The 18,807-nt window shown below is 51.2% G+C and carries 20 protein-coding genes, 1 tRNA gene and 1 pseudogene; 9 read left to right on the top strand and 13 right to left on the bottom strand.

Annotated features, from left to right (window positions below):
* Positions 1-364: 364 nt before the first annotated feature.
* Together EDD53_RS14310 and EDD53_RS14305 are read left to right on the top strand one after the other, a co-directional pair.
* A complete protein-coding gene (locus EDD53_RS14310; protein WP_123794236.1) occupies positions 365-1,546 on the top strand; it encodes an AMP-binding protein in 1,182 nt (393 codons plus the stop codon).
* Positions 1,543-2,649, top strand: coding sequence for a thiolase family protein (locus EDD53_RS14305; RefSeq protein ID WP_123794235.1), 1,107 nt, complete (start codon positions 1,543-1,545; stop codon positions 2,647-2,649). The genes EDD53_RS14310 and EDD53_RS14305 overlap by 4 nt, the downstream gene beginning before the upstream one ends.
* A gap of 1 nt (position 2,650) precedes the next feature.
* Here the strand turns inward: EDD53_RS14305 and EDD53_RS14300 are convergent, their stop codons facing one another.
* Genes EDD53_RS14300 through EDD53_RS14285 form a run of 4 tightly spaced genes read right to left on the bottom strand, consistent with a single transcriptional unit; the run spans position 2,651 to position 5,202 of the window.
* Complete coding sequence (locus EDD53_RS14300; RefSeq protein WP_123794234.1) at positions 2,651-3,328, bottom strand: nitroreductase; 678 nt, start codon at positions 3,326-3,328, stop codon at positions 2,651-2,653.
* Complete coding sequence (locus EDD53_RS14295) at positions 3,325-3,870, bottom strand: biotin transporter BioY (protein WP_123794233.1); 546 nt, start codon at positions 3,868-3,870, stop codon at positions 3,325-3,327. The genes EDD53_RS14300 and EDD53_RS14295 overlap by 4 nt, the downstream gene beginning before the upstream one ends.
* A 17-nt stretch (positions 3,871-3,887) precedes the next feature.
* Positions 3,888-4,487, bottom strand: a complete 600-nt coding sequence (locus EDD53_RS14290; protein WP_123794232.1) for an energy-coupling factor transporter transmembrane component T family protein — start codon at positions 4,485-4,487, stop codon at positions 3,888-3,890.
* On the bottom strand, positions 4,462-5,202 hold the full coding sequence (locus EDD53_RS14285) for an energy-coupling factor ABC transporter ATP-binding protein (protein ID WP_123794231.1): 741 nt from the start codon (positions 5,200-5,202) through the stop codon (positions 4,462-4,464). Before EDD53_RS14285 ends, EDD53_RS14290 begins: the two co-directional genes overlap by 26 nt.
* Before the next feature lie 384 nt (positions 5,203-5,586).
* On the opposite strand from EDD53_RS14285, the gene EDD53_RS14280 reads away from it, so the two are divergent.
* Genes EDD53_RS14280 through EDD53_RS14270 form a run of 3 tightly spaced genes read left to right on the top strand, consistent with a single transcriptional unit; the run spans position 5,587 to position 7,470 of the window.
* Positions 5,587-7,119, top strand: a complete 1,533-nt coding sequence (locus EDD53_RS14280; RefSeq protein WP_123794230.1) for a cryptochrome/photolyase family protein — start codon at positions 5,587-5,589, stop codon at positions 7,117-7,119.
* Complete coding sequence (locus EDD53_RS14275) at positions 7,106-7,258, top strand: DUF2256 domain-containing protein (RefSeq protein ID WP_123794229.1); 153 nt, start codon at positions 7,106-7,108, stop codon at positions 7,256-7,258. Before EDD53_RS14280 ends, EDD53_RS14275 begins: the two co-directional genes overlap by 14 nt.
* On the top strand, positions 7,255-7,470 hold the full coding sequence (locus EDD53_RS14270; protein WP_123794228.1) for a DUF2805 domain-containing protein: 216 nt from the start codon (positions 7,255-7,257) through the stop codon (positions 7,468-7,470). The genes EDD53_RS14275 and EDD53_RS14270 overlap by 4 nt, the downstream gene beginning before the upstream one ends.
* Positions 7,471-7,547: 77 nt before the next feature.
* Here the strand turns inward: EDD53_RS14270 and EDD53_RS14265 are convergent, their stop codons facing one another.
* From EDD53_RS14265 to EDD53_RS14255, 3 genes are all read right to left on the bottom strand, one after another.
* A complete protein-coding gene (locus tag EDD53_RS14265) occupies positions 7,548-8,534 on the bottom strand; it encodes an ABC transporter permease (RefSeq protein WP_123794227.1) in 987 nt (328 codons plus the stop codon).
* Positions 8,531-10,075 (bottom strand): sugar ABC transporter ATP-binding protein, encoded by a 1,545-nt coding sequence (locus EDD53_RS14260; protein WP_123794226.1) that lies wholly within the window; start codon positions 10,073-10,075, stop codon positions 8,531-8,533. Before EDD53_RS14260 ends, EDD53_RS14265 begins: the two co-directional genes overlap by 4 nt.
* A 94-nt stretch (positions 10,076-10,169) precedes the next feature.
* The gene (locus EDD53_RS14255) at positions 10,170-11,090 is read right to left on the bottom strand and encodes a sugar ABC transporter substrate-binding protein (RefSeq protein WP_123794225.1); all 921 of its coding nucleotides are present in this window, start codon (positions 11,088-11,090) and stop codon (positions 10,170-10,172) included.
* Between the two features lie 360 nt (positions 11,091-11,450).
* Here EDD53_RS14255 and EDD53_RS14250 point away from each other — a divergent pair, with 360 nt between their 5' ends.
* Positions 11,451-11,921 (top strand): RbsD/FucU family protein, encoded by a 471-nt coding sequence (locus tag EDD53_RS14250; RefSeq protein WP_123794224.1) that lies wholly within the window; start codon positions 11,451-11,453, stop codon positions 11,919-11,921.
* Here EDD53_RS14250 and EDD53_RS14245 read toward each other — a convergent pair.
* From EDD53_RS14245 to EDD53_RS14890, 3 genes are all read right to left on the bottom strand, one after another.
* Positions 11,911-12,912, bottom strand: coding sequence for a LacI family DNA-binding transcriptional regulator (locus EDD53_RS14245; protein ID WP_123794223.1), 1,002 nt, complete (start codon positions 12,910-12,912; stop codon positions 11,911-11,913). The genes EDD53_RS14250 and EDD53_RS14245 overlap by 11 nt on opposite strands.
* A 54-nt stretch (positions 12,913-12,966) precedes the next feature.
* On the bottom strand, positions 12,967-13,866 hold the full coding sequence (locus tag EDD53_RS14240; protein ID WP_123794222.1) for a ribokinase: 900 nt from the start codon (positions 13,864-13,866) through the stop codon (positions 12,967-12,969).
* A gap of 349 nt (positions 13,867-14,215) precedes the next feature.
* Entirely contained in the window at positions 14,216-14,389 is a 174-nt protein-coding gene (locus EDD53_RS14890; protein WP_170162777.1) for a hypothetical protein, read from the bottom strand.
* A 32-nt stretch (positions 14,390-14,421) separates the two neighbouring features.
* On the opposite strand from EDD53_RS14890, the gene EDD53_RS14235 reads away from it, so the two are divergent.
* Positions 14,422-16,080: a BCCT family transporter gene (locus EDD53_RS14235; protein WP_123794221.1), complete on the top strand. Its 1,659-nt coding sequence runs from the start codon at positions 14,422-14,424 to the stop codon at positions 16,078-16,080.
* A gap of 223 nt (positions 16,081-16,303) precedes the next feature.
* Here the strand turns inward: EDD53_RS14235 and EDD53_RS14230 are convergent, their stop codons facing one another.
* Complete coding sequence (locus EDD53_RS14230; protein WP_123794220.1) at positions 16,304-16,750, bottom strand: ABC transporter ATP-binding protein; 447 nt, start codon at positions 16,748-16,750, stop codon at positions 16,304-16,306.
* Between the two features lie 2 nt (positions 16,751-16,752).
* Here EDD53_RS14230 and EDD53_RS14225 point away from each other — a divergent pair, with 2 nt between their 5' ends.
* Together EDD53_RS14225 and EDD53_RS14220 are read left to right on the top strand one after the other, a co-directional pair.
* Positions 16,753-17,043 carry a hypothetical protein gene (locus EDD53_RS14225; RefSeq protein ID WP_123794219.1) on the top strand — a complete coding sequence of 97 codons (291 nt, stop codon included), beginning with the start codon at positions 16,753-16,755 and terminating at the stop codon, positions 17,041-17,043.
* Positions 17,044-17,076: 33 nt separating this feature from the next.
* A complete protein-coding gene (locus EDD53_RS14220; protein WP_246002414.1) occupies positions 17,077-18,276 on the top strand; it encodes an AGE family epimerase/isomerase in 1,200 nt (399 codons plus the stop codon).
* 92 nt (positions 18,277-18,368) lie between these two features.
* Here the strand turns inward: EDD53_RS14220 and EDD53_RS14215 are convergent.
* Both EDD53_RS14215 and EDD53_RS14210 read right to left on the bottom strand, forming a co-directional pair.
* Positions 18,369-18,610: pseudogene (locus tag EDD53_RS14215) on the bottom strand (hypothetical protein); the annotation flags it as partial.
* 112 nt (positions 18,611-18,722) lie between these two features.
* Positions 18,723-18,799 (bottom strand) — tRNA-Arg (locus tag EDD53_RS14210).
* Positions 18,800-18,807: the final 8 nt, after the last annotated feature.

Below are 18,807 nucleotides of genomic sequence, written 5' to 3'. Positions count from 1 at the left end.
AGGGGGTTCTAAGCCCAACACCCAATACCCGCAACCCCTTTTTTAACAGTTTCTCACTTTTCTTACAAAATTCAAACAACATACTGATATATATAAGTTTTTAGGTGAAGGGTCACATGTGATTTCTATTTGTCACGCTCGCAGCCCCCGTTACACCCTTAGCTTACAGTAGATTTTACGGCGTTATGCGGTTTTGAGCGGCGTTTTTATCTGTTGCCGCGAGTCGCTTGGGGCCGAAACCCGTGTAACGAACGCAAAAGACAAAGATTATCGACCAAGTGCCAGCACAGCCGCTCTTTATACTTGGGTCTCGGTGGTTTGCTCTGCTAGCTAAGGATGTCGCCGACAAAAGGGGTCGTAGATCATGCGCAACACCACAGTACAGTTTCACTGGGAATCCACTTGCAAGGTTCGTCCCCCTGCTGCGCAATTGGCTGGCTCGCGGATCAACGACGGTTTGCTGTCCTTGCGGGCTGGTATCGACGCGGGGCATTCTATCAGCATAACAGGTGACACAGTGCAAACGCAGGATGACATGCAGCCACGGCTGTTTTGCGCCACAGGAGGAAGCACAGGTGCCCCTAAAACGATTTCGCGCAGTCATGCGTCTTGGATTGCTAACTTCGAAGTCAATCAAAAACTGTTTGATCTCATGCCACAAGATTGTCTTGCCGTCTTTGGCGCATTGAAACATTCTTTAACAGTCTACGCCGTACTCGAAGCTGCACATATTGGTGCGGACATTGCCTATCTCGCAGGGATAAATGCCTCGAGGCAGGTTGACCAGATAAATGCACAGCGCGTGACATATATATATGCCACGCCGACGCAGTTGAAACTTTTGCTGACGGCCAAGACCCCTGCCCCATCAGTGCGGCATATCATCGTTGGAGGCGGAACCGTAACACAGGATGTTGTGCAAGACTGCGCTGCTATCTTTACGCAGGCGCAGATCACGCAGTTTTACGGTGCCTCTGAAACCAGCTTTATTACTTTGACAGACAAAGACACGCCACGAGGGTCAGTGGGCAAAGCCTATCCAGGCGTCACATTGGAGCTGCGCAACAGGCAAGCACAAGGGCCCGATGCCGCAGGCGAGGTTTGGGTCAAAAGTCCTTATGTGTTTGAAGGGTATACAGATGGGCCAACAAGCGCCATCAAAGACAGCTTGGGTTTTGTCACGGCGGGGGAAATTGGGCGATTGAACGCGGCGGGATATCTGTACCTCATGGGGCGCAAGAACCGTATGATCACAATCGCCGATCAAAACGTTTATCCCGAAGAAATCGAGAGTTTTATCGCAGGCAAGTTTGGCCCCAGACATGTTGTGGTGCTTCCTGAGCGCGATAACATGCGCGGGCATAAAGTGGTCGCTGTCGTTCAGGGCGATGATCTAGATCATCACGCCATCAAACGCGCTTGCAACGATCGCTTTGGCGCACTGATCGCGCCGCGTCGAATAGTGCGCATAGAGGAAATGCCACTGCTATCATCAGGCAAACCCGATTTATCCGTTGTACAAGCGTGGTTGGAGACCGAGATATGAGTTCCGCCTATATTATAGCTGCAAAACGCAGTGCGGTTTCGCCGCGCAATGGGGCATTTGCAACACTATCGCTGCACCAACTGTCGACGCCTGTCATCTTGGATCTACTACAAACGGCAGACATTTCACCTGACCGCGTGGACGAAGTGATCGTCAGCAATGCATTGGGGGCGGGCGGGAACCCTGCGCGCCATGTGGCTTTGGCAGCGGGGCTAAAGCAGACAGTGGCAGGACTAACAATCGACCGTCAATGCTGTGGCGGTATGGATGCTGTTTTGTTGGCCGATAGCCTTGTGCGATCAGGACGCGCGAAGATTGTCATAGCTGGCGGGGTCGAAAGCTATTCGCGCGCCCCCCTGCGCGCCGAGACCTTTGCTGATGGCCGCCCCCCTCTCCCCTATAGCCAAGCGCGCTTTACACCATGGGCAGATCGCGATCCTATGATGCAAGATGCCGCTGCCACGCTTGCACGTGTGACGGAAATTTCACGCGCAGATCAAGATGCTTGGGCGGCTTTAAGTCACCAAAAAGCACGCGCTGCAAAACATCGGATGGCGCATGAAATCACCCAGATCAACGACCTGTCCTATGATCCCTTTGCCAGAAACATGACGCCCGCCTTAGCCGCACGAGCCAAACCATTGGCAGGCTCCATCACCGCTGCCAATACCAGTGTGGCGGCTGACGCCAGCGCCTTTTGCCTTGTTGTTTCTGATGACATCGCGCGTCGCTTTATCGGGCCAAAGGCAGAAATAATAAACGGTTGCACCTTAGGTGGCGAGCCTGACATGCCAGGTATCGCGCCAGTTGAAGCCATTGAAACAACGCTTTACAACGCAAACCTTGGCGCTGAGCAATTGAAGGCCTGCGAAATTATGGAAGCCTATGCGGTGCAGGCAATGGCCTGTGTGCAACAAGCGGGGCTAGACCCTGATATAGTGAACATGGGGGGCGGATCTTTGGCGCGAGGGCATCCGATCGGGGCCTCGGGGGCTATCAATATCGTTCGGTTACTTTCGGAACTCAGCCACACAGGTGGATATGGGCTTGGGGCGATTGCGGCCGCAGGGGGATTGGGCACTGCAGTTTTGTTACGTGTGTAACTCAGTCGAACCCGCGAAAACTTGCGAAAACATCAAGGGGATCCCGTTCTGTACGAAACTGATTCACCCTAGCTGATCTATCTTCGTGTCCCAAAGCGACACCACAGACGACCAATTCATCATCGAGCAACCCCAACGCCTCATGCGCATCAGGGCCGACATTGCCAATCGCACCAATGCCAGTTGTTGCATAGCCCATGTCCTGCGCCGCCATAAACAGCGCCATCAAAGACATGCCGAGGTCCATGAAACAACCTTTGCCCATATTTTTATGAATGGTCACAACAATACCAACGGGCGCATCGAAAAAGCGGTAGTTACGCGCGAACTGATCTTTGCGGCCTTGAATGTCACGCCGTTCAATCCCCAATGCTTGATATAAAGCAAATCCAGCTGCACGTTGTTTCGCTTTTAAAGCTGCGGGCATGGGTTTCGGGAAATAAGAATATTCAGACACAGGGTCTTTGGTTTGAGCTGCCTTCATCAATTGCGCTGACAGATCACTTAAGGCATCCCCAGCCAAGGCGTAAAATCGTCCCGGCTGAAGGTTGGCCCCACTGGGGGCAAGGCGCGCGGCTGTCAAAATTTGCGCAACGTCGGCTTGTGGCACGGCTGTTGGCAAATACTGGCGCACTGATTTCCGCGATCTTAGGGCCTCTATGATCGCAGCCTGCGTCATGCGCGTGACAACACGCTGTTTGGACGCGCTTTAAACAAGGCCGCTGTCACAACACCTGCGACAATCGCTTTAATCAAATCGCCAGGAATAAAGGCTGTCACCAGCAAAGTAGCTTCGACTAGAGTTTTGTCCAAAACGAATGCCATGCCAACGATACCGAAGCCGTAGACAACGATGATACCGCCCAAAATGGATGCAATACCTGATGTTACCGCCAAAGATCCTGCACGGACTTTTTCAACGAAAAGACCTGTCACGAATGCGCCAACTGGCCAGCCGAACAAGAAACCCGCAGAAGCAGAAGTGAAGACACCCAAACCACCACGACCGCCCGCCAAAAGTGGCAGGCCGACTGCAACCAGAACCAAGAACAGCAACGCTGCAAGTCCACCACGGCGTGCCCCTAAAACAGTCCCGCAGAGCATAACGCCCAAAGTTTGCGCCGTGATCGGCACGCCAAAACCCAAAGTGAATTTTGGAATCAAGCCCAATGCAGCAATCAAAGCCGCGAATAAGGCGATAAGTGTTAGGTTGCGTTCCATGTTTCGTCCTCAGTTTTCTAGTCTACACCGCCGCGCGCTTTTAACGCCTCGGCCAAATATTCTGCATCATCAATTGCCAAGACTGCAAGCGGGACAACAATATTCCACTTGGCGCGCTTTGGCGAGCGGGCGCGCCATGCATCCGATAGCTGGCTGCCTTTATGCGCTAAGACCGGTGTAAAGCGTACAACCAGCGCGATGCCAAGTTCTAATTGCTGCGTTTTTAATCCGATGCGGCGCAGGGGCGTTGCCAAAAACCGTACCACATCAATCATCGCTGACAGTTTGGTCGTAAGTGTCACCAAATTGGCCAAAGCCACGGCAGAGAGCAATCGAATGGAAATCACCAGCCCTGCGACGAAATCTTGGGTCACCGCGTGCCAAATCAAAACCATGACGACAAAAGGCCAAAGGCCCCAAAGACGCGCTGCTCCGTAGCGCAAAAATACAAGTCCCGCCGAGGCGTAAGTGGCTGCGATGCACAAGAATGCGCAAGCATGAAAAACGATACCGTTTTGAGAAAACAGCACCATAGTGGCCAAACACAGCCCCAATAATTTAACCCCCGCAGGCCATGCGTGGGCGCGGGTTTCAATCGGTGAGGTGAGTGAGATCATCAGCCTCTCCGATCTTGCGCATTGCGTCCACGAAGTTCGGCAATACCTGTTTGGCGGGGCCATGCTGTTTTAGGGTTCCCTCATCAATCCATAAGATTTCATCGTAATCGATCAAAGCTTCGGGATCATGGGACACATGGACAATCGCAGCATCGATACGATGAAACGCGCGGGCCAACTGCATTTTCGTAGGCAAGTCGAGACCTGAAAAAGGTTCATCTAAAATCACGACGCGCGGTTGCATCGCAAGGATAGACATCAAACACACCAACTGCTTTTGACCCTGAGACAGTTGGTGCACCGCCGCCTGCGCCCAATGGGATTTATCAAAGTCCTTCAGGATGCTTTGAACCTGCTCGGCGGCCTCAGCTTTGTCAAACCCCTGCTGTAAAAGGCCAAAGGCGATTTCTTCTTCAACGGTTGGAAAAATGATTTGATGATCTGGGTTTTGAAACAAAATTCCGACAGTGGTCAGCGCAGCTTTTCGATCTTTCGCAGGATCGATTCCACATATGGAGACAGATCCAGAACTTGGCGCGAGCAATCCAGCCAGAACACGCGCCAAAGTGGTTTTACCTGATCCATTGCGCCCTACAATTCCAATACGCTGCGTGGAAACATCGACGTTTATGTCCCGCAAAATCGTTTTATTTCCTTGCGAAAGGCAAAGGTTTTTAGTGAAAAACACAAGGTCGGATGGGCTTTGATCAGTCATATTTGGTACAAACCAGTATTTGCCCAAAGGGGCAATAAAGATTTGGCAGCTTTGCCAAAGAAGTCAACAATTCGGCACATGTCAAACACGCGCGGCTTGCCCTTTGGAAAGTCATGCAGCAAGCGATCCTATTAAAGTGAGATGACGGCGCCCTCACCACAAGGAAATTAAAGTGTCGGCACAATAAATGAAAGGTCACGCCCCGCTCACCGTGGCATGAATGCGGTGAAGAAAGAATGATCCATAGTGTCTGTTTTTCCGTAAACTAAGTATCGCCCAATCGACTGGCAAACGCGATATCAAGCAACGGGAAAGTGCCTATGCAAACTCTGGTTTTTACGCTCAATCAACTGTGCACTTTGCAAAGCACACAGAGTATGCAGCATGAAACTTAGGCTGGTGCTGGGCGACCAACTCAGCCTGTCCATCGCGTCCCTGCAAGACGTTGCAAAAGATGATGTCGTTTTGATCTGCGAGGTCAAACAAGAAGCAACCTATGTAAAACATCATAAAAAGAAAATCGCATTTGTGTTTAGCGCCATGCGCCACTTCGCGCAGGATCTTCGCGCCCAAGGTTATACTGTGCAGTATGTGGCCTATGACGACCCCAACAACACAGGCTCTTTGCTTGGCGAGGTGCAAAATTTTATAGCATCTCACCCAGTGTCACAGGTCGTATTGACCAAGCCCGCCGAATACAGATTGCTCAGCGAATTTGAAACATGGCGTACAGAACTAAGCGTGCCAGTCGAATTGCGCGAAGACGACCGTTTTCTTGCCACTCCATCGGAATTCGCGGATTGGGCCGATGGGCGTAAACAGCTGCGTATGGAATTTTTCTATCGCGAGATGCGCCGAAAACACAACGTGCTGATGGACGGAACCGCCCCCGTAGGTGGGCAATGGAACTATGACGCCGAGAATAGAAAGCCGCCCCCCAAACACCTGACTGTGCCTGAAACATATAAGACGCCTGTAGATGCGATCACACGACAGGTTATCGATCTGGTTCACATCGCTTTTCCCGATCATTTTGGCGACCTAACCCCCTTTCATTTCGCCGTCACCCGTAGTGGCGCGTTGGAGGCATTGGATCAGTTCATTGATCAACGCCTTTCTTTATTCGGCGACTACCAAGATGCCATGATCCAAGATGAACCATGGATGTATCACAGTCATATCGGCCTGTATTTAAACTGCGGATTGTTGACGCCACTTGAATGTATTCGGCGCGCCGAGGCTGCCTTTTACGAGGGCTCTGCGCCACTCAACGCTGTCGAAGGTTTCATCCGCCAGATCCTCGGATGGCGCGAATATGTGCGCGGCATCTATTGGCTGAAAATGCCCGAATATAAAAATATGAATGTGCTTGGTGCCACGCGCCCCCTGCCCGATTTCTATTGGACGGGCGAGACGCAAATGAATTGCCTGCGCCAATGTGTTTTGGAAACCAAACAAAATGCCTATGCCCACCATATTCAACGCCTGATGGTTTTGGGGAACTTTGCTTTGCTCGCGGGAATTGATCCTGACGACGTCAACAATTGGTACATGCTGGTCTATGCTGATGCTTATGAATGGGTGGAATTGCCCAATGTCAGCGGCATGATCCTATTTGCAGATGGGGGAATTTTGGCATCGAAACCCTATGCGGCCAGCGGATCCTATATAAAGAAAATGTCGAACTACTGCGACAGTTGCAGCTATAAACCGACCATCAAAAACGGGCCCAAGGCCTGCCCATTCAACTATTTGTATTGGGATTTTATCGATCGCAATTCTAAACTCTTGCACAGCAATCCACGCATGGGGTTCATGTATAAAACGCTCGGTCGCATGGATGACGACAAACGCCAAGCCATTGCGGATGACAGCCAAAGGTTTCTACGTGAGATTGGCGTCGATGAAAAAAACTGACCTGCCACAAAAAACATGCGCAACCTGCAGACGACCTTTCACTTGGCGCAAAAAATGGGCCAAAGTCTGGGAAGACGTGCGCTATTGTTCAAAACGCTGCCGTGGCCAACGCGCAGCAACAAAGGCGAAATCGGTATGACAAAATCAACGCAATTCACACAAGCACAGGTCAGCGACATCATTCAAATGGCGCTCAGTGATCATATCAGTTTCGCCAATATTCAACGCGAATACGGTATCGGGGAAAAGGACGTCAAAGCATTGATGCGCTCCGAACTTAAAACAGGCAGCTACCGCACGTGGCGCAAACGTGTGCGCGATTTTTCGGACCGCCGCGAAAACTACAAATGATGCGCCTTTGGTGCAAACATTGCATTGAGTAGCGCAGCGATGCCGATCGCCAAAACGGTCCTGCTAAATTGATGGCCCTAAACGTTTGCATACTTGGCGCGGTAATAATCCACGATCACCGCAACAATGATGACAAGACCTGTAATCATTTGGCGCATAAAGTCATTTAGCCCCATTAAAATTAGGCCATTTGCCAAGACGCCTATGATAAAGGCGCCCATCAGCGTGCCTATAACAGATCCTCGGCCACCCGCCAGTGAGGTGCCGCCGATAATGACGGCTGCGATTGCATCCAGTTCAAAGGCTATACCCGCGATCGGAGAGGCGATGTTCAAGCGGGCCATATAAGCCAACGCTCCAAGACCTGCACAGGTCCCACAAATTGCAAAAGCGCCAACTTTGTAGCGAAACACATTGTGCCCCGCCAATCGGACGGCCTCTTCGTTGTTTCCAATGCCGTAGACCATGCGCCCAAAGACTGTGAAATTCAAAATCAACCATGCCAACAAAACAAGCAGCAACGCCAATAGGAACAAAATTGGGATTCCAAAAAATGAAATGCTGCCGAATTCTTCAAAGGCGTAGGGAAACGAATAGATAGTGCGCGCTTCTGCGACATGCAGCGCTCCACCGCGTGCGATGTTTAGCATCCCCAAAGTAATGATAAAGGAAGGCAATCCCCACCAAGCGGAAATGGCACCGTTCATCAGTCCGCAAAGCATACCTGTACCCAAGCCAGCCATGACAGCAAATACGATAACTGTCCCATCGCCCAGACCTGTCATAGTCATGACCTTTCCTGCGACAACTGAAGAAAACGCCAGCACAGAGCCCACAGACAAATCAATGCCGCCAATCAAAATCACAAAGGTCATGCCCACCCCAAGGATCAAGTTAATCGTGATTTGGGTTAGAATGTTTGAAATATTCCCAGAGGTTAAGAAATGTTCTGATGAGAGGGAAAAGAACACAATCAAGAGGAACAAGGCCAAGCCGATACCAGTGCTTTGCAACAGGCCTTGGACGGTAATTGTTTTCGTTGGTGTGACGGTTGTATCGCTCATTGGGCTACCCTTTGTTCGACGGTTTGCCCGTAGGCGAGTTGTAAAATGCGTTCTTCGGAGTATTCACTTCGCGTCAGAACGCCAGAAATTTTGTGATCGGCCATCACCGCTATTCGGTCAGACAAGGTCATGAGTTCAGGCAGTTCAGACGACACCACAATCATCGCCACGCCTTCGGCGGCCAGTGCACGTAGTATGCCGTATATTTCAAACTTTGCCCCGACATCGACACCACGGGTCGGTTCGTCAAGCAACAGTACGGCAGGTTTGCTTGCCAGCCATTTCGCAAGGACAATTTTTTGCTGATTGCCCCCAGAAAGTGATGCTGCCGCATCGGCAGTTTTGCCATATTTCATCTGCAAGTTATCACCGTATTTCACCGCTTGATGGTGCTCTGCGAAATGTCGAATAAGGCCCGTACGAAACAGTTTCTTCAAATTGACCATGCTGATGTTCATCGAAATCGGCATCTGCAAGATCAGCCCTTCGTCTTTGCGATCTTCGGTGACAAAACCAATACCCGCATCGATTGCGTCGCGAGGTCCGCGAAATTTTACCTGCTTTTCCTTGATGTATACAGTGCCGCCATTTGACTTATCGGCTGCAAATATTGCGCGCAGAAATTCTGTGCGCCCAGCGCCAACCAAACCTGCGATGCCCAAAATTTCCCCCGATTGAACTGCGATAGAGACGCCTTGTTCGCTGCGATTGGCAATTGTTTTCAACTCCTTTGTGCGCAGGGCAATTGGCCCAAAAGGAACCGCCTGCGCGGCGCTCGCGTCTGTATGATCGACGTGACGCCCAACCATATGTGATACGACCTCACTTGGTGAGGTCTGATCTATGTCTTGCGTGATGACGGTTTTACCATTTCGAAACACCGTCACGCGATCACAGATCTGGAACACTTCATCGAGGTGATGAGAGACAAACAAAACCGACACGCCTTGTTCTTTTACGTTTTGAATGATTTTAAACAGCTTCACTTTTTCGCGTTCCGTCAGTGTCGCGGTGGGTTCATCCAAGATCAAAAGCTTGCTGTCAGATTGCAAAGATCGCGCGATTTCGATCAACTGACGGTGCGCAATTCCAAGGCTCGAAACAGGCCGGTTCACATTCACACCGTCCAATCCGACCGCTGCGATTGCCACCACTGCACGGCTGCGCATTTCGGTTCGGTTCAAAAGACCCCAACGGCTTGTCGGCAGGTCTTCGATAGAGATATTTTCTGCGATTGAGAGATGTTCAAGCAAGTTGAATTCTTGGTGGACCACCTGAATACCGACATCTTTGGAGGCATGCGGGGATCCAGCGTCAAAAGGCTTTCCCGCAAATGAAATCTGCCCATCGGTCGGCATATGGATTCCCGTTAACACCTTAATCAGTGTCGATTTTCCCGCGCCGTTCTCCCCGACAAGGGCATGCACTTCGCCTTGGCGCACGTTTAGATCAACGCCATCCAGCGCTTTGACGCCACCGAAGTGTTTTTTCAAATCGCTGACGCAGAGCAAGTCAGGGATCAGCTGGGTGACAGATTGCATGAAAGGGACCTCAACTTCAGTCGTCATTTTATGGAAAGATATGATGTGGCTTACCGCAACGATGCGTGGTGCGGTAAGCAATGCTCATACTGGCTTATTGAGTAACCAATTCGATGGGCGTGCGCACCCAGCCTTCAAGTTCAGGCGCGCCTTGCACAACGTCGATGGCCATATCAATCGCATTCGCGGCCATTTCGGTGCCAAACTGATCAACTGTGGCCAACAACTTGCCCTCTTTCACCAATTGCGCTGCAGCAGGGACATTGTCGAAACCAACAACGAGAATGTCGTCGCGACCTGCTGAGGACAGCGCTTGAACAACACCAATCGCCATAGAGTCGTTTGCCGCCATCACACCTTGAATGTCAGGATTGGCCGTCAGCATGTTGGCAAAGACTGAATTGGCTTCTTCTGTTTCCCAATAGGCCGTACGACTGTCCAACAAGGTCAGCCCTGCTTGGGCAATGGAATCTTCAAACCCAAGGCGACGCTGCGTTGCGTTATCAGCACCAGGGTTGCCTTCGATAATGACGACTTTTGCGCCACTCGGCAGAGCTGCTGCAAGGGCATCGCCTGCCATTTTCGCGCCTTCGCGGTTGTCTGGTCCAACAAACGCGAGCTCAACACCTTGCTGTTCTTTCGCTTCGGTGTCTAAGGCGACGTCAAAATTGATCACTGTAATGCCAGCTTCCATTGCGCGTTTGAGCGGTCGCACCATCGCGCGGCTATCAGCTGGCGCAAGTACGATTGCATCCACGCCCTGTGTGATAAAATTGTTGACCGCATTGATCTGAGATTCAAAGTCGGTTTCGTTCTGCATGCCAACAGCGATCAAATCATAATCGCCGCGCTTTTCTGCATGAGCTTGCGCGCCGACCAACATGTTTTGAAAGAACTCATTTGCCAGCGACTTCATGACCAGCCCAACCACTGGGCGCTCTTCGTCTGCAGATACGCTGGTTGTGAGAACCATTAGGCTTGTCGCTGCAACAGCAGCCAGTTTCATAAATTTCATAGTTTTTCCTCCCAAGGAATTTGTGCGCGAAACCCGCACTGTTAAATAACTTCTGTCATGACAGCTGCACATCGGAGCATTCAAAGCCCGTCCGATTTGCACTTGCGCTTGCGCGCTGTCACCCGCTGCATTTCTCTCCTCCAAGATAAATGAAACGTTTCAACAACAGGTCGAATTAATGATAAGATCTATCGCGAGTCAATATGAAACGTTTCATTATTTTGAATGCAATCACTAAAAAACTACGCTAAGCTGACTATAAAAGGGTCTAAAGCAGGCCTATTTATGCAAGTTTCACTCAAGCCACATGGCGAAAACGCCTCAGCCCATCGCAACACACCGATCCGAACGGAGCAAAGAATGCTTAAAGGAATTGATCATCGACTGAATGCAGACCTATTGCAGGCCTTGCGCGCAATGGGGCATGGCGACTTGATTGTCTTATGCGATCGCAACTTTCCTGCGCAGTCTGTCGCGCAAGACACGGTGCTAAAACGCCCCTTGATGCTGGAAAATCTGAGCAGCGCTGAGGCAACGTCAGTAATCTTATCAGTTTTGCCCCTAGACACGTTTGTCGACGACTATGCGATGTCCATGGAGGTCGTCGGCGATCCGACTGGGCGACCTGATGTGCAGCGAGAAGTCGACAGCTGTATCGCAAAATTCGATGGCCGCTCAGAGCCCACTCGGCAGGTTGAACGATTTAAATTCTACGATCTCGCAAAAACCGCCTATGCAATTGTGCAAACTGGCGAAACACGATTTTTTGGCTGCTTTATCTTCCGCAAAGGCGTCATCAGACCTGAGGATGTAATCGAAACTAAGCCTTAGACACGACAGCAGTTGTGCGGCGGACAATCAGTTCCCCCATAAACAATGCATCACTGTCGGCTGGCGTATCATCAAATAAACGGTCGATTGCGCACTTGGCTATATCCGCGACGGGCTGGCGAATTGTCGTCAGCCTAGGCACCACGATATCCGCCAATGCGATATCATCAAAGCCGATCACGGATAGCTGCTGGGGCACCACGACTCCAATATCACGCGCCGCACGGATCACGCCAATGGCCTGCTGATCACTCGCGGTTGCAATCGCGGTCGGCGGATTGGGCTGTGATAGCACCTCACGCGCGATTTGATCGCCCGATTCAAAGCTAAACGCCCCACCCGTCACACGCAGATCAATATCAACGCCTTGGTCTTTGAGTTCATTCACTCTGGCACAAAAACCATCTTTGCGTTGGCGCGCGGTTGCAGTGTTTTCAGGGCCCGCAATATATAGGATTTTTCGATGCCCCAGTTCGATCAGATGATCTAGGGCCAATGCTGCACTGGCCATTTGATCGGTACAAATTGACCCTATCCCATCGACATTTCGATCAAGCGCCAGCACCAAAGTATCATCAGGGACGTCGATAGATCTGTTCTCGTCAGACGGTACGATCAGCACGGCTTTGGGCTTATGTTCTAAAATAGCTTGTAGTTGCAGCGCTTCATGTTGCCACTGGTTTCGAGAACTCGCTAGGATCAGCGCGTGATTGTGATCTGACGAAAACCGCTCTAACTCGTTCGCCAATTGCGCAAAAAACGGATTGGTAATATCGGGAACGATCAGACCAACCACGTTCACATGTTTGGCGCGCATGGCCCGCGCTGCAAGGTTTGGCTTGAACCCCAGTTCAACAATCGACGCATTCACCCGATCAAACAGTGCTTTTTTAACCGTTTGATTCTTGGCAAGCACTCTTGAAACAGTCCCCACGGAAACACCAGCATGTGCCGCAACATCTTTGATTGTTATGTTTTTTATCCGTGCCATTATTCAAACAGATATCTTGTTGCGCTTGAACAAGCTAGATGCGTGTTGTGAATTTCACAGCAAGTCATTCAGATAAGGCAGCGAATCGATTGCGCCATGACGTGTTGTGGCCAACGCAGCTGCTTTTAAGGCAAATTTGATCGCATCAAACTGTGGTTTACCCTGCGATATCGCGGTCGCCAGTGCACCATTAAAGCAGTCACCCGCCGCGACAGTGTCGATTGCATCAACTCTGGGACAGGGCGCTTGACCACTCTCTCCCTTGATACACCACGCAACGCCTTTCTCTCCCATCGTGACAATCGCATCCACACCCAAACGATCCTTTAGGGCCATCGCTGCGCGCTGACCTTCGGCTAAGGTCTGAGGCGCCTGCCCCAATAGAGCCCCAGCTTCGGTACTGTTGGGGGTAATGAGATCAAAATGCTTAAATTCTTCGACACCCCAAGTGGGGACAGCAGCTGGCGCGGGATCCATAATCACTGTGGCACCCGCCGCTCTGCCTGCTTTCGCGGCAGCTATGGATGCACAAAGCGAGATTTCATTTTGCAGCAGCACAACTTTTGCATCCGTAAATACAGATGAACGTCGGTCTATAAACTCATCCGTCAGCTTTGCATTGGCGCCAGGTGAGAGCCGAATGATATTGTCGCCATTTGGTCCGATGTCGATAAAAGCAAGCCCCGTCGGCCCATCAGCTTCAAGAAACGCGGCAGAAACATTATTTTGATGGCATGCCGTGGTTGCCATGTCCGCAAATGAATCCTCGCCAACAGCAGCCACGAAATGCACATTGCCGCCAAGACGCGCAACAGCCACCGCCTGATTGGCTCCCTTGCCGCCAACAGATGTGGCAGCATCTGAACCAAAAATAGTTTCGCCTATCGCGGGCCAATGCGGAAGTCGAACCGTGAAATCGATATTGATACTTCCGACGACAACAACTTTGGACATGATTTTTCCGCCTTTCTTTGAAACCGCGTTTTCTTTTGTGTGACGGTTCTTGGTGTGGCAGTCAATATGAAACGTTTCATACAGTGTTTATATTGCATTCAGAGGTCAAAAACCCGTACTTGGTCAAAACGCAAAGATGCAACAGAATTAACACAGCCCCAAGAGAGGGACTGTGTTTGCATTCCATGTCGGTATTCGATTAGGTTCATGGCTAGGGGCAATGTGTAATTAGCGTTGAAACGAAACAAATCTGAGAAGTACCTACTTGCCAAAAAGTCATTTTTACCCAGAGCGAGAAAAAGTTTTCTGACACACTTTGGCGCCAGCCAATTTGTTTCGCCTCGACAGCTCAAAAGTACAGATGACTTGACCAATCGACAGGTTGCCCCAGTTCTATGGGCTGGCATCCCAGCGATGCGACCCAGCCAAAGGCATTCTCCAATCTAGCCTTTGGAAACGTGCCCAGCACAACGGGCATAGCGGCAAACTGCACAAGAATGGTGATGCGCCAAAGGGCGTTCATCCAAAAATCAAAATCAATAAGGAGGCTGTAAAATGGCCGACGAAGAAGATGTAAACACTGGCATTCCTGCGCCAGAGGGCGCGTCAGAGATCATTGATACCGACTACGAAGTCGGTCAGGACAACATAGAAGCACAGATTGGCCCATTCGGCCTTGATATTCACAATCCCGTCTTTTTGATCTCGGGTTTATCAGTGGTGGTCTTTGTGATCTACGCGCTGATTGCCCCAGACCAAGCCGCCAGTTTCTTTGGCTGGCTACGCCCAACACTGACATCAACTTTTGACGGCTTTTTCTTGTCAGCTGCAAATATTTTTGTTCTGTTCTGTCTGGCTCTTATCGTATCGCCTTATGGCTCGGTCCGACTGGGCGGCGTGGATGCGCGACCTGATTACGGATACGCTGGCTGGTTCGCGATGCTCTTTGCCGCTGGTATGGGTATCGGGCTGATGTTCTTTGGCGTTCTAGAACCTGCCTATTACTTTGGAACCCCTTGGGGTGACGAACCTTTAGGCGCGGTACGTCCCTTCACCGAAAGTGGCGCATTGATCCCTGAAAATGTTGAAGCCGCGAAACGCATGGCGCTTGCTGCAACATCATACCATTGGGCGCTTCACCCTTGGGCGATCTACGCTGTTGTTGCTTTGGCACTTGCACTGTTCAGCTACAACAAAGGACTTCCCCTATCCATTCGCTCTGCATTCTACCCGATCCTAGGCGAACGTGTTTGGGGTTGGTGGGGTCACCTTATTGATATCGTTGCGGTCTTTGCCACACTCTTTGGCCTCGCAACGTCACTAGGCTTAGGGGCGCAGCAAGCCAATGCTGGTTTGGAATTTGTCTATGGCATCCCGACGAACGTTACGGTTCAGGTGCTCTTGATCGTCGGCATCACTCTGATGGCTTTGATTTCTGTCCTGCGTGGCCTTGATGGTGGCGTGAAGATCCTGTCCGAAGTAAACATGGTGTTGGCGATTGTGCTGCTTGTGTTTGTGGTCTTCACCGCAGGCGCTGTTGGTGTTTTCACCGATTTCGGCAAAACTCTGGTCGCCTACGCACAAGAAGTCATTCCGCTTTCCAACCCGATCGGGCGTGTGGATGATGGATACCGCGAAGGTTGGACTGCATTCTACTGGGCATGGTGGATCAGCTGGTCACCTTTCGTTGGCATGTTTATCGCGCGTGTTTCACGTGGACGCACAGTGCGTGAATTCTTGACCTGTGTGTTGATTATTCCATCTTTGGTTTGTGTGTTCTGGATGTCTGTCTTCGGTGGCACCGCCATCAATGACATGATCGCAAATGTTGACTTGAGCGCGGTGAAAGCCAACGTGATCGACGCCTATAAGCCAGAGCTGTCACTCTTTGCGATGCTCGACAGCCTGCCCTTGGCATCCATCACTTCAACGGTCGGCATTGTGCTTGTGATCGTGTTCTTTGTCACATCGTCCGATTCAGGCAGTCTTGTGATCGATACTATTACTGCTGGCGGCAAGGTCGACGCGCCGATCCCGCAGCGCGTGTTTTGGTGTACCTTCGAAGGCCTCGTGGCCATCGCGCTACTGCTAGGTGGTGGCCTTGGATCATTGCAAGCCATGGTAATTTCTACAGGCTTGCCATTCACCATCGTCTTGCTGGTCATGTGCTGGTGTATTTTCAAGGGCCTGTCCCAAGAGCACAAACACTCCTAACGTAAACGAATTGAACGGGTGCCCCCAAGCACCCGTTCGCCAAAACGTTGTCAGACATACTAAAACTTGGCCACTCAGGCGTCTTTAGCCCTCTGTTTTATTGAGTTCCCAAATCCATTGAGCGGCTCATGGGATCCGTGGCACTTGGTTGGCAAGATTAAAACGACAGTGCCAGCGATAGGCTAGGTTCAGATGAACCGTCTCGCAGAGCCTGACTTTAGGTTCAAATCTTCGGCATGATGGCAACTGATCTGTCGTCCGAATATCTCGCGTTGGGTCGGCCTTTCTTGGCTGCAAAGCGCGGTTGCATCGGGGCCAACGTGGATGAAAGGCGCACCCCGTTGGCGGGTTCACGCATCGAGGATTTCCCCCCGTAGACCCCCGTGCTTCTCGCGGCTACGTTTGCGGGATCCGGCTGTGGCACAGCGCTCAAAAGCGCTTCGGTATAGGGATGGCGCGGTTGTACGAGCAACTCATCGGTGCGACCCATCTCAACGTTCCGTCCCAGATACATAACGGCAATTCGACCCGAGATATGTTCGACCATGCCTAAATCATGGGGAATGAACAAATAGGTTGGATCAAACTTGTCTTGCATGTCTTGTAATAAATTGATGTTTTGCGCTGCCACCGACACATCCAAGGCCGAGACGGCTTCGTCTGCGGCCATGAGTGAGACGGGTTCATGGCCAGCGCAAGCGCGATGACCGGTTTGCCTCCGCTGATGCGGCAGGTCGGATCAACGCTTGGCATCTTGATGAAACCGGCAAAGTGTTCGGGCTTGTAGATTATCCTGATGGAATGCCTAGATTGTTTGCTTGCGCGATAGAAAACCTTAAGTTGGGCGAAGTGAATATAATCAGGCCCAAACCTTTACCCTCTTCTTTCAACACCGCTGTGGTTGTTGAAACAGCTCTAAACCCGTCATTGCTACTGCCGCAACAGGCTGCGCGCAATCTTTGATCTAAAGAGGAAATCGTCATGATCGAAACGCCTATGACCCAACGTCCATATCATCGCCTATGGCTGCTTTCGCAGGCCCGCACTTTGTTCGACTTTTTTGGTGCCAATGCCCGCAATCCGGCGGGTGGGTTCTATACGCTTGATGACAACGGCAACCCTTTGGCGAACCAACAGCAACAGCTTTTTGATACATGCCGAATGGTGCACTGCTTTGCGGCAGGTCATCAGCTTGGGCATCCTGGCGCGATGCATATGGTTGATCATGGCATGTCCTTTCTTATTGAGCATCATTACGACACAACCAATGGTGGTTTCTTTTGGGAGGTCGATCAAAACGGCCCCACGAATGCGGCAAAGCGTGCATATGGGCACGCCTTTGTTTTGCTCGCAGCAGCCTCTGCCCATGAGATTAGGCACCCGAAAGCCAAACAGCTTTGCGCCTTGGCAATGCACGCCATCGATACACATTTTTGGGACGAAAACGCTGGTGCATTGCGCGAAGAATTCAATGCTGATTGGACAGGACTTAAAGACTATCGCGGGCAAAATGCAAACATGCATACCGTTGAAGCGCTCATGGCCGCGTATGAAGCATTTGGCGATGCCCGCTATTTATCCATGGCTCAAAGGATCGCGGACTTGATTATCAACCGCCATGCTCGGGCAGCCAATTGGGTGGTGATCGAACATTTCAACGCAGACTGGACGCCGGATTTGACCTATTCTGGGGATCCAATGTTCGGCCCTGCAGGCACAACGCCGGGACACGCTCTCGAATGGTCTCGGCTTTTGGTGCAGCTTTGGCATCTGGGTGATCAAAGTCACGCATGGATGCCAACCGCGGCCGCAAATCTGTTCCATATGGCCTGCCAAACTGGTTGGGATCAAACAAACGGCGGGTTTTACTATACGTTAGACTTTAAGAACCAACCCGATCAACGGGTACGCATCTGGTGGCCCGCTTGCGAAGGCGTCGCGGCGGCGGCGGCCCTGCAAACAGCATTTGAAGACACCAAGGCACAGCATTGGTATGCGGAAATTTGGGCCGTTATATCGCGCGACTTCATCGACCCAAATGGCGGCTGGTGGCCGGTACCTCAAAATGCTGTTGAGATGGACGAACATCCTTTTCAAGGCAAACCTGACCTGTACCACTCGGTGCAAGCCTGCCTGCTCCCATTGCTTCCACCGTCATCTGGGCTACTGAAGGGGCTGCTCAAAGTCCTGTTGTGATTTGACCTTCTCCATATCTTTTGGGCAGTTTCTGGCGCGAATTAAGCTGCTCTTTGCAACAACCAATCGGACTTAGGTGTTGCATTTCCCGGTCACCAGATCAGCTCAGCCTTGAGCGCTCCACAGCAATGTCGTGAAAACCTTGTGGCGACCCGCGATCTATGGAAGTTGCAAAAGCGTTCCCATTCATCGAGTTTCGCCTGTAAAGCAACATCATCTTTGTCTCTAAGCAACTGATAAAATTCTTTCCCGTCAGATCTGTGCGAAGGTTCAACTATGCCGTTGAGTTGCGGTGTCCGCGTTTGATGTCCGCATGACGGATGCCAATCTCTTCAGCGGCGCAGAATCCGCAGCTTGCGTTGAATTTCGCAGTGATCACGGCACAAACCATCACGCATCGTGAGATAATTTTGGCACTGATATGCTTAAGCGAAAGAGGGGAAGTATGGTGCACCCGAGAGGATTCGAACCTCTGACCCCCTGATTCGTAGTCAGGTACTCTATCCAGCTGAGCTACGGGTGCGCTCATGG

Source organism: Pacificibacter maritimus (genome assembly GCF_003814915.1).
Taxonomy (GTDB): Bacteria; Pseudomonadota; Alphaproteobacteria; order Rhodobacterales; family Rhodobacteraceae; genus Celeribacter; species Celeribacter maritimus.
Note: the sequence above shows the minus strand (reverse complement) of the source record. Positions and strands in the feature narration are given on the sequence as shown.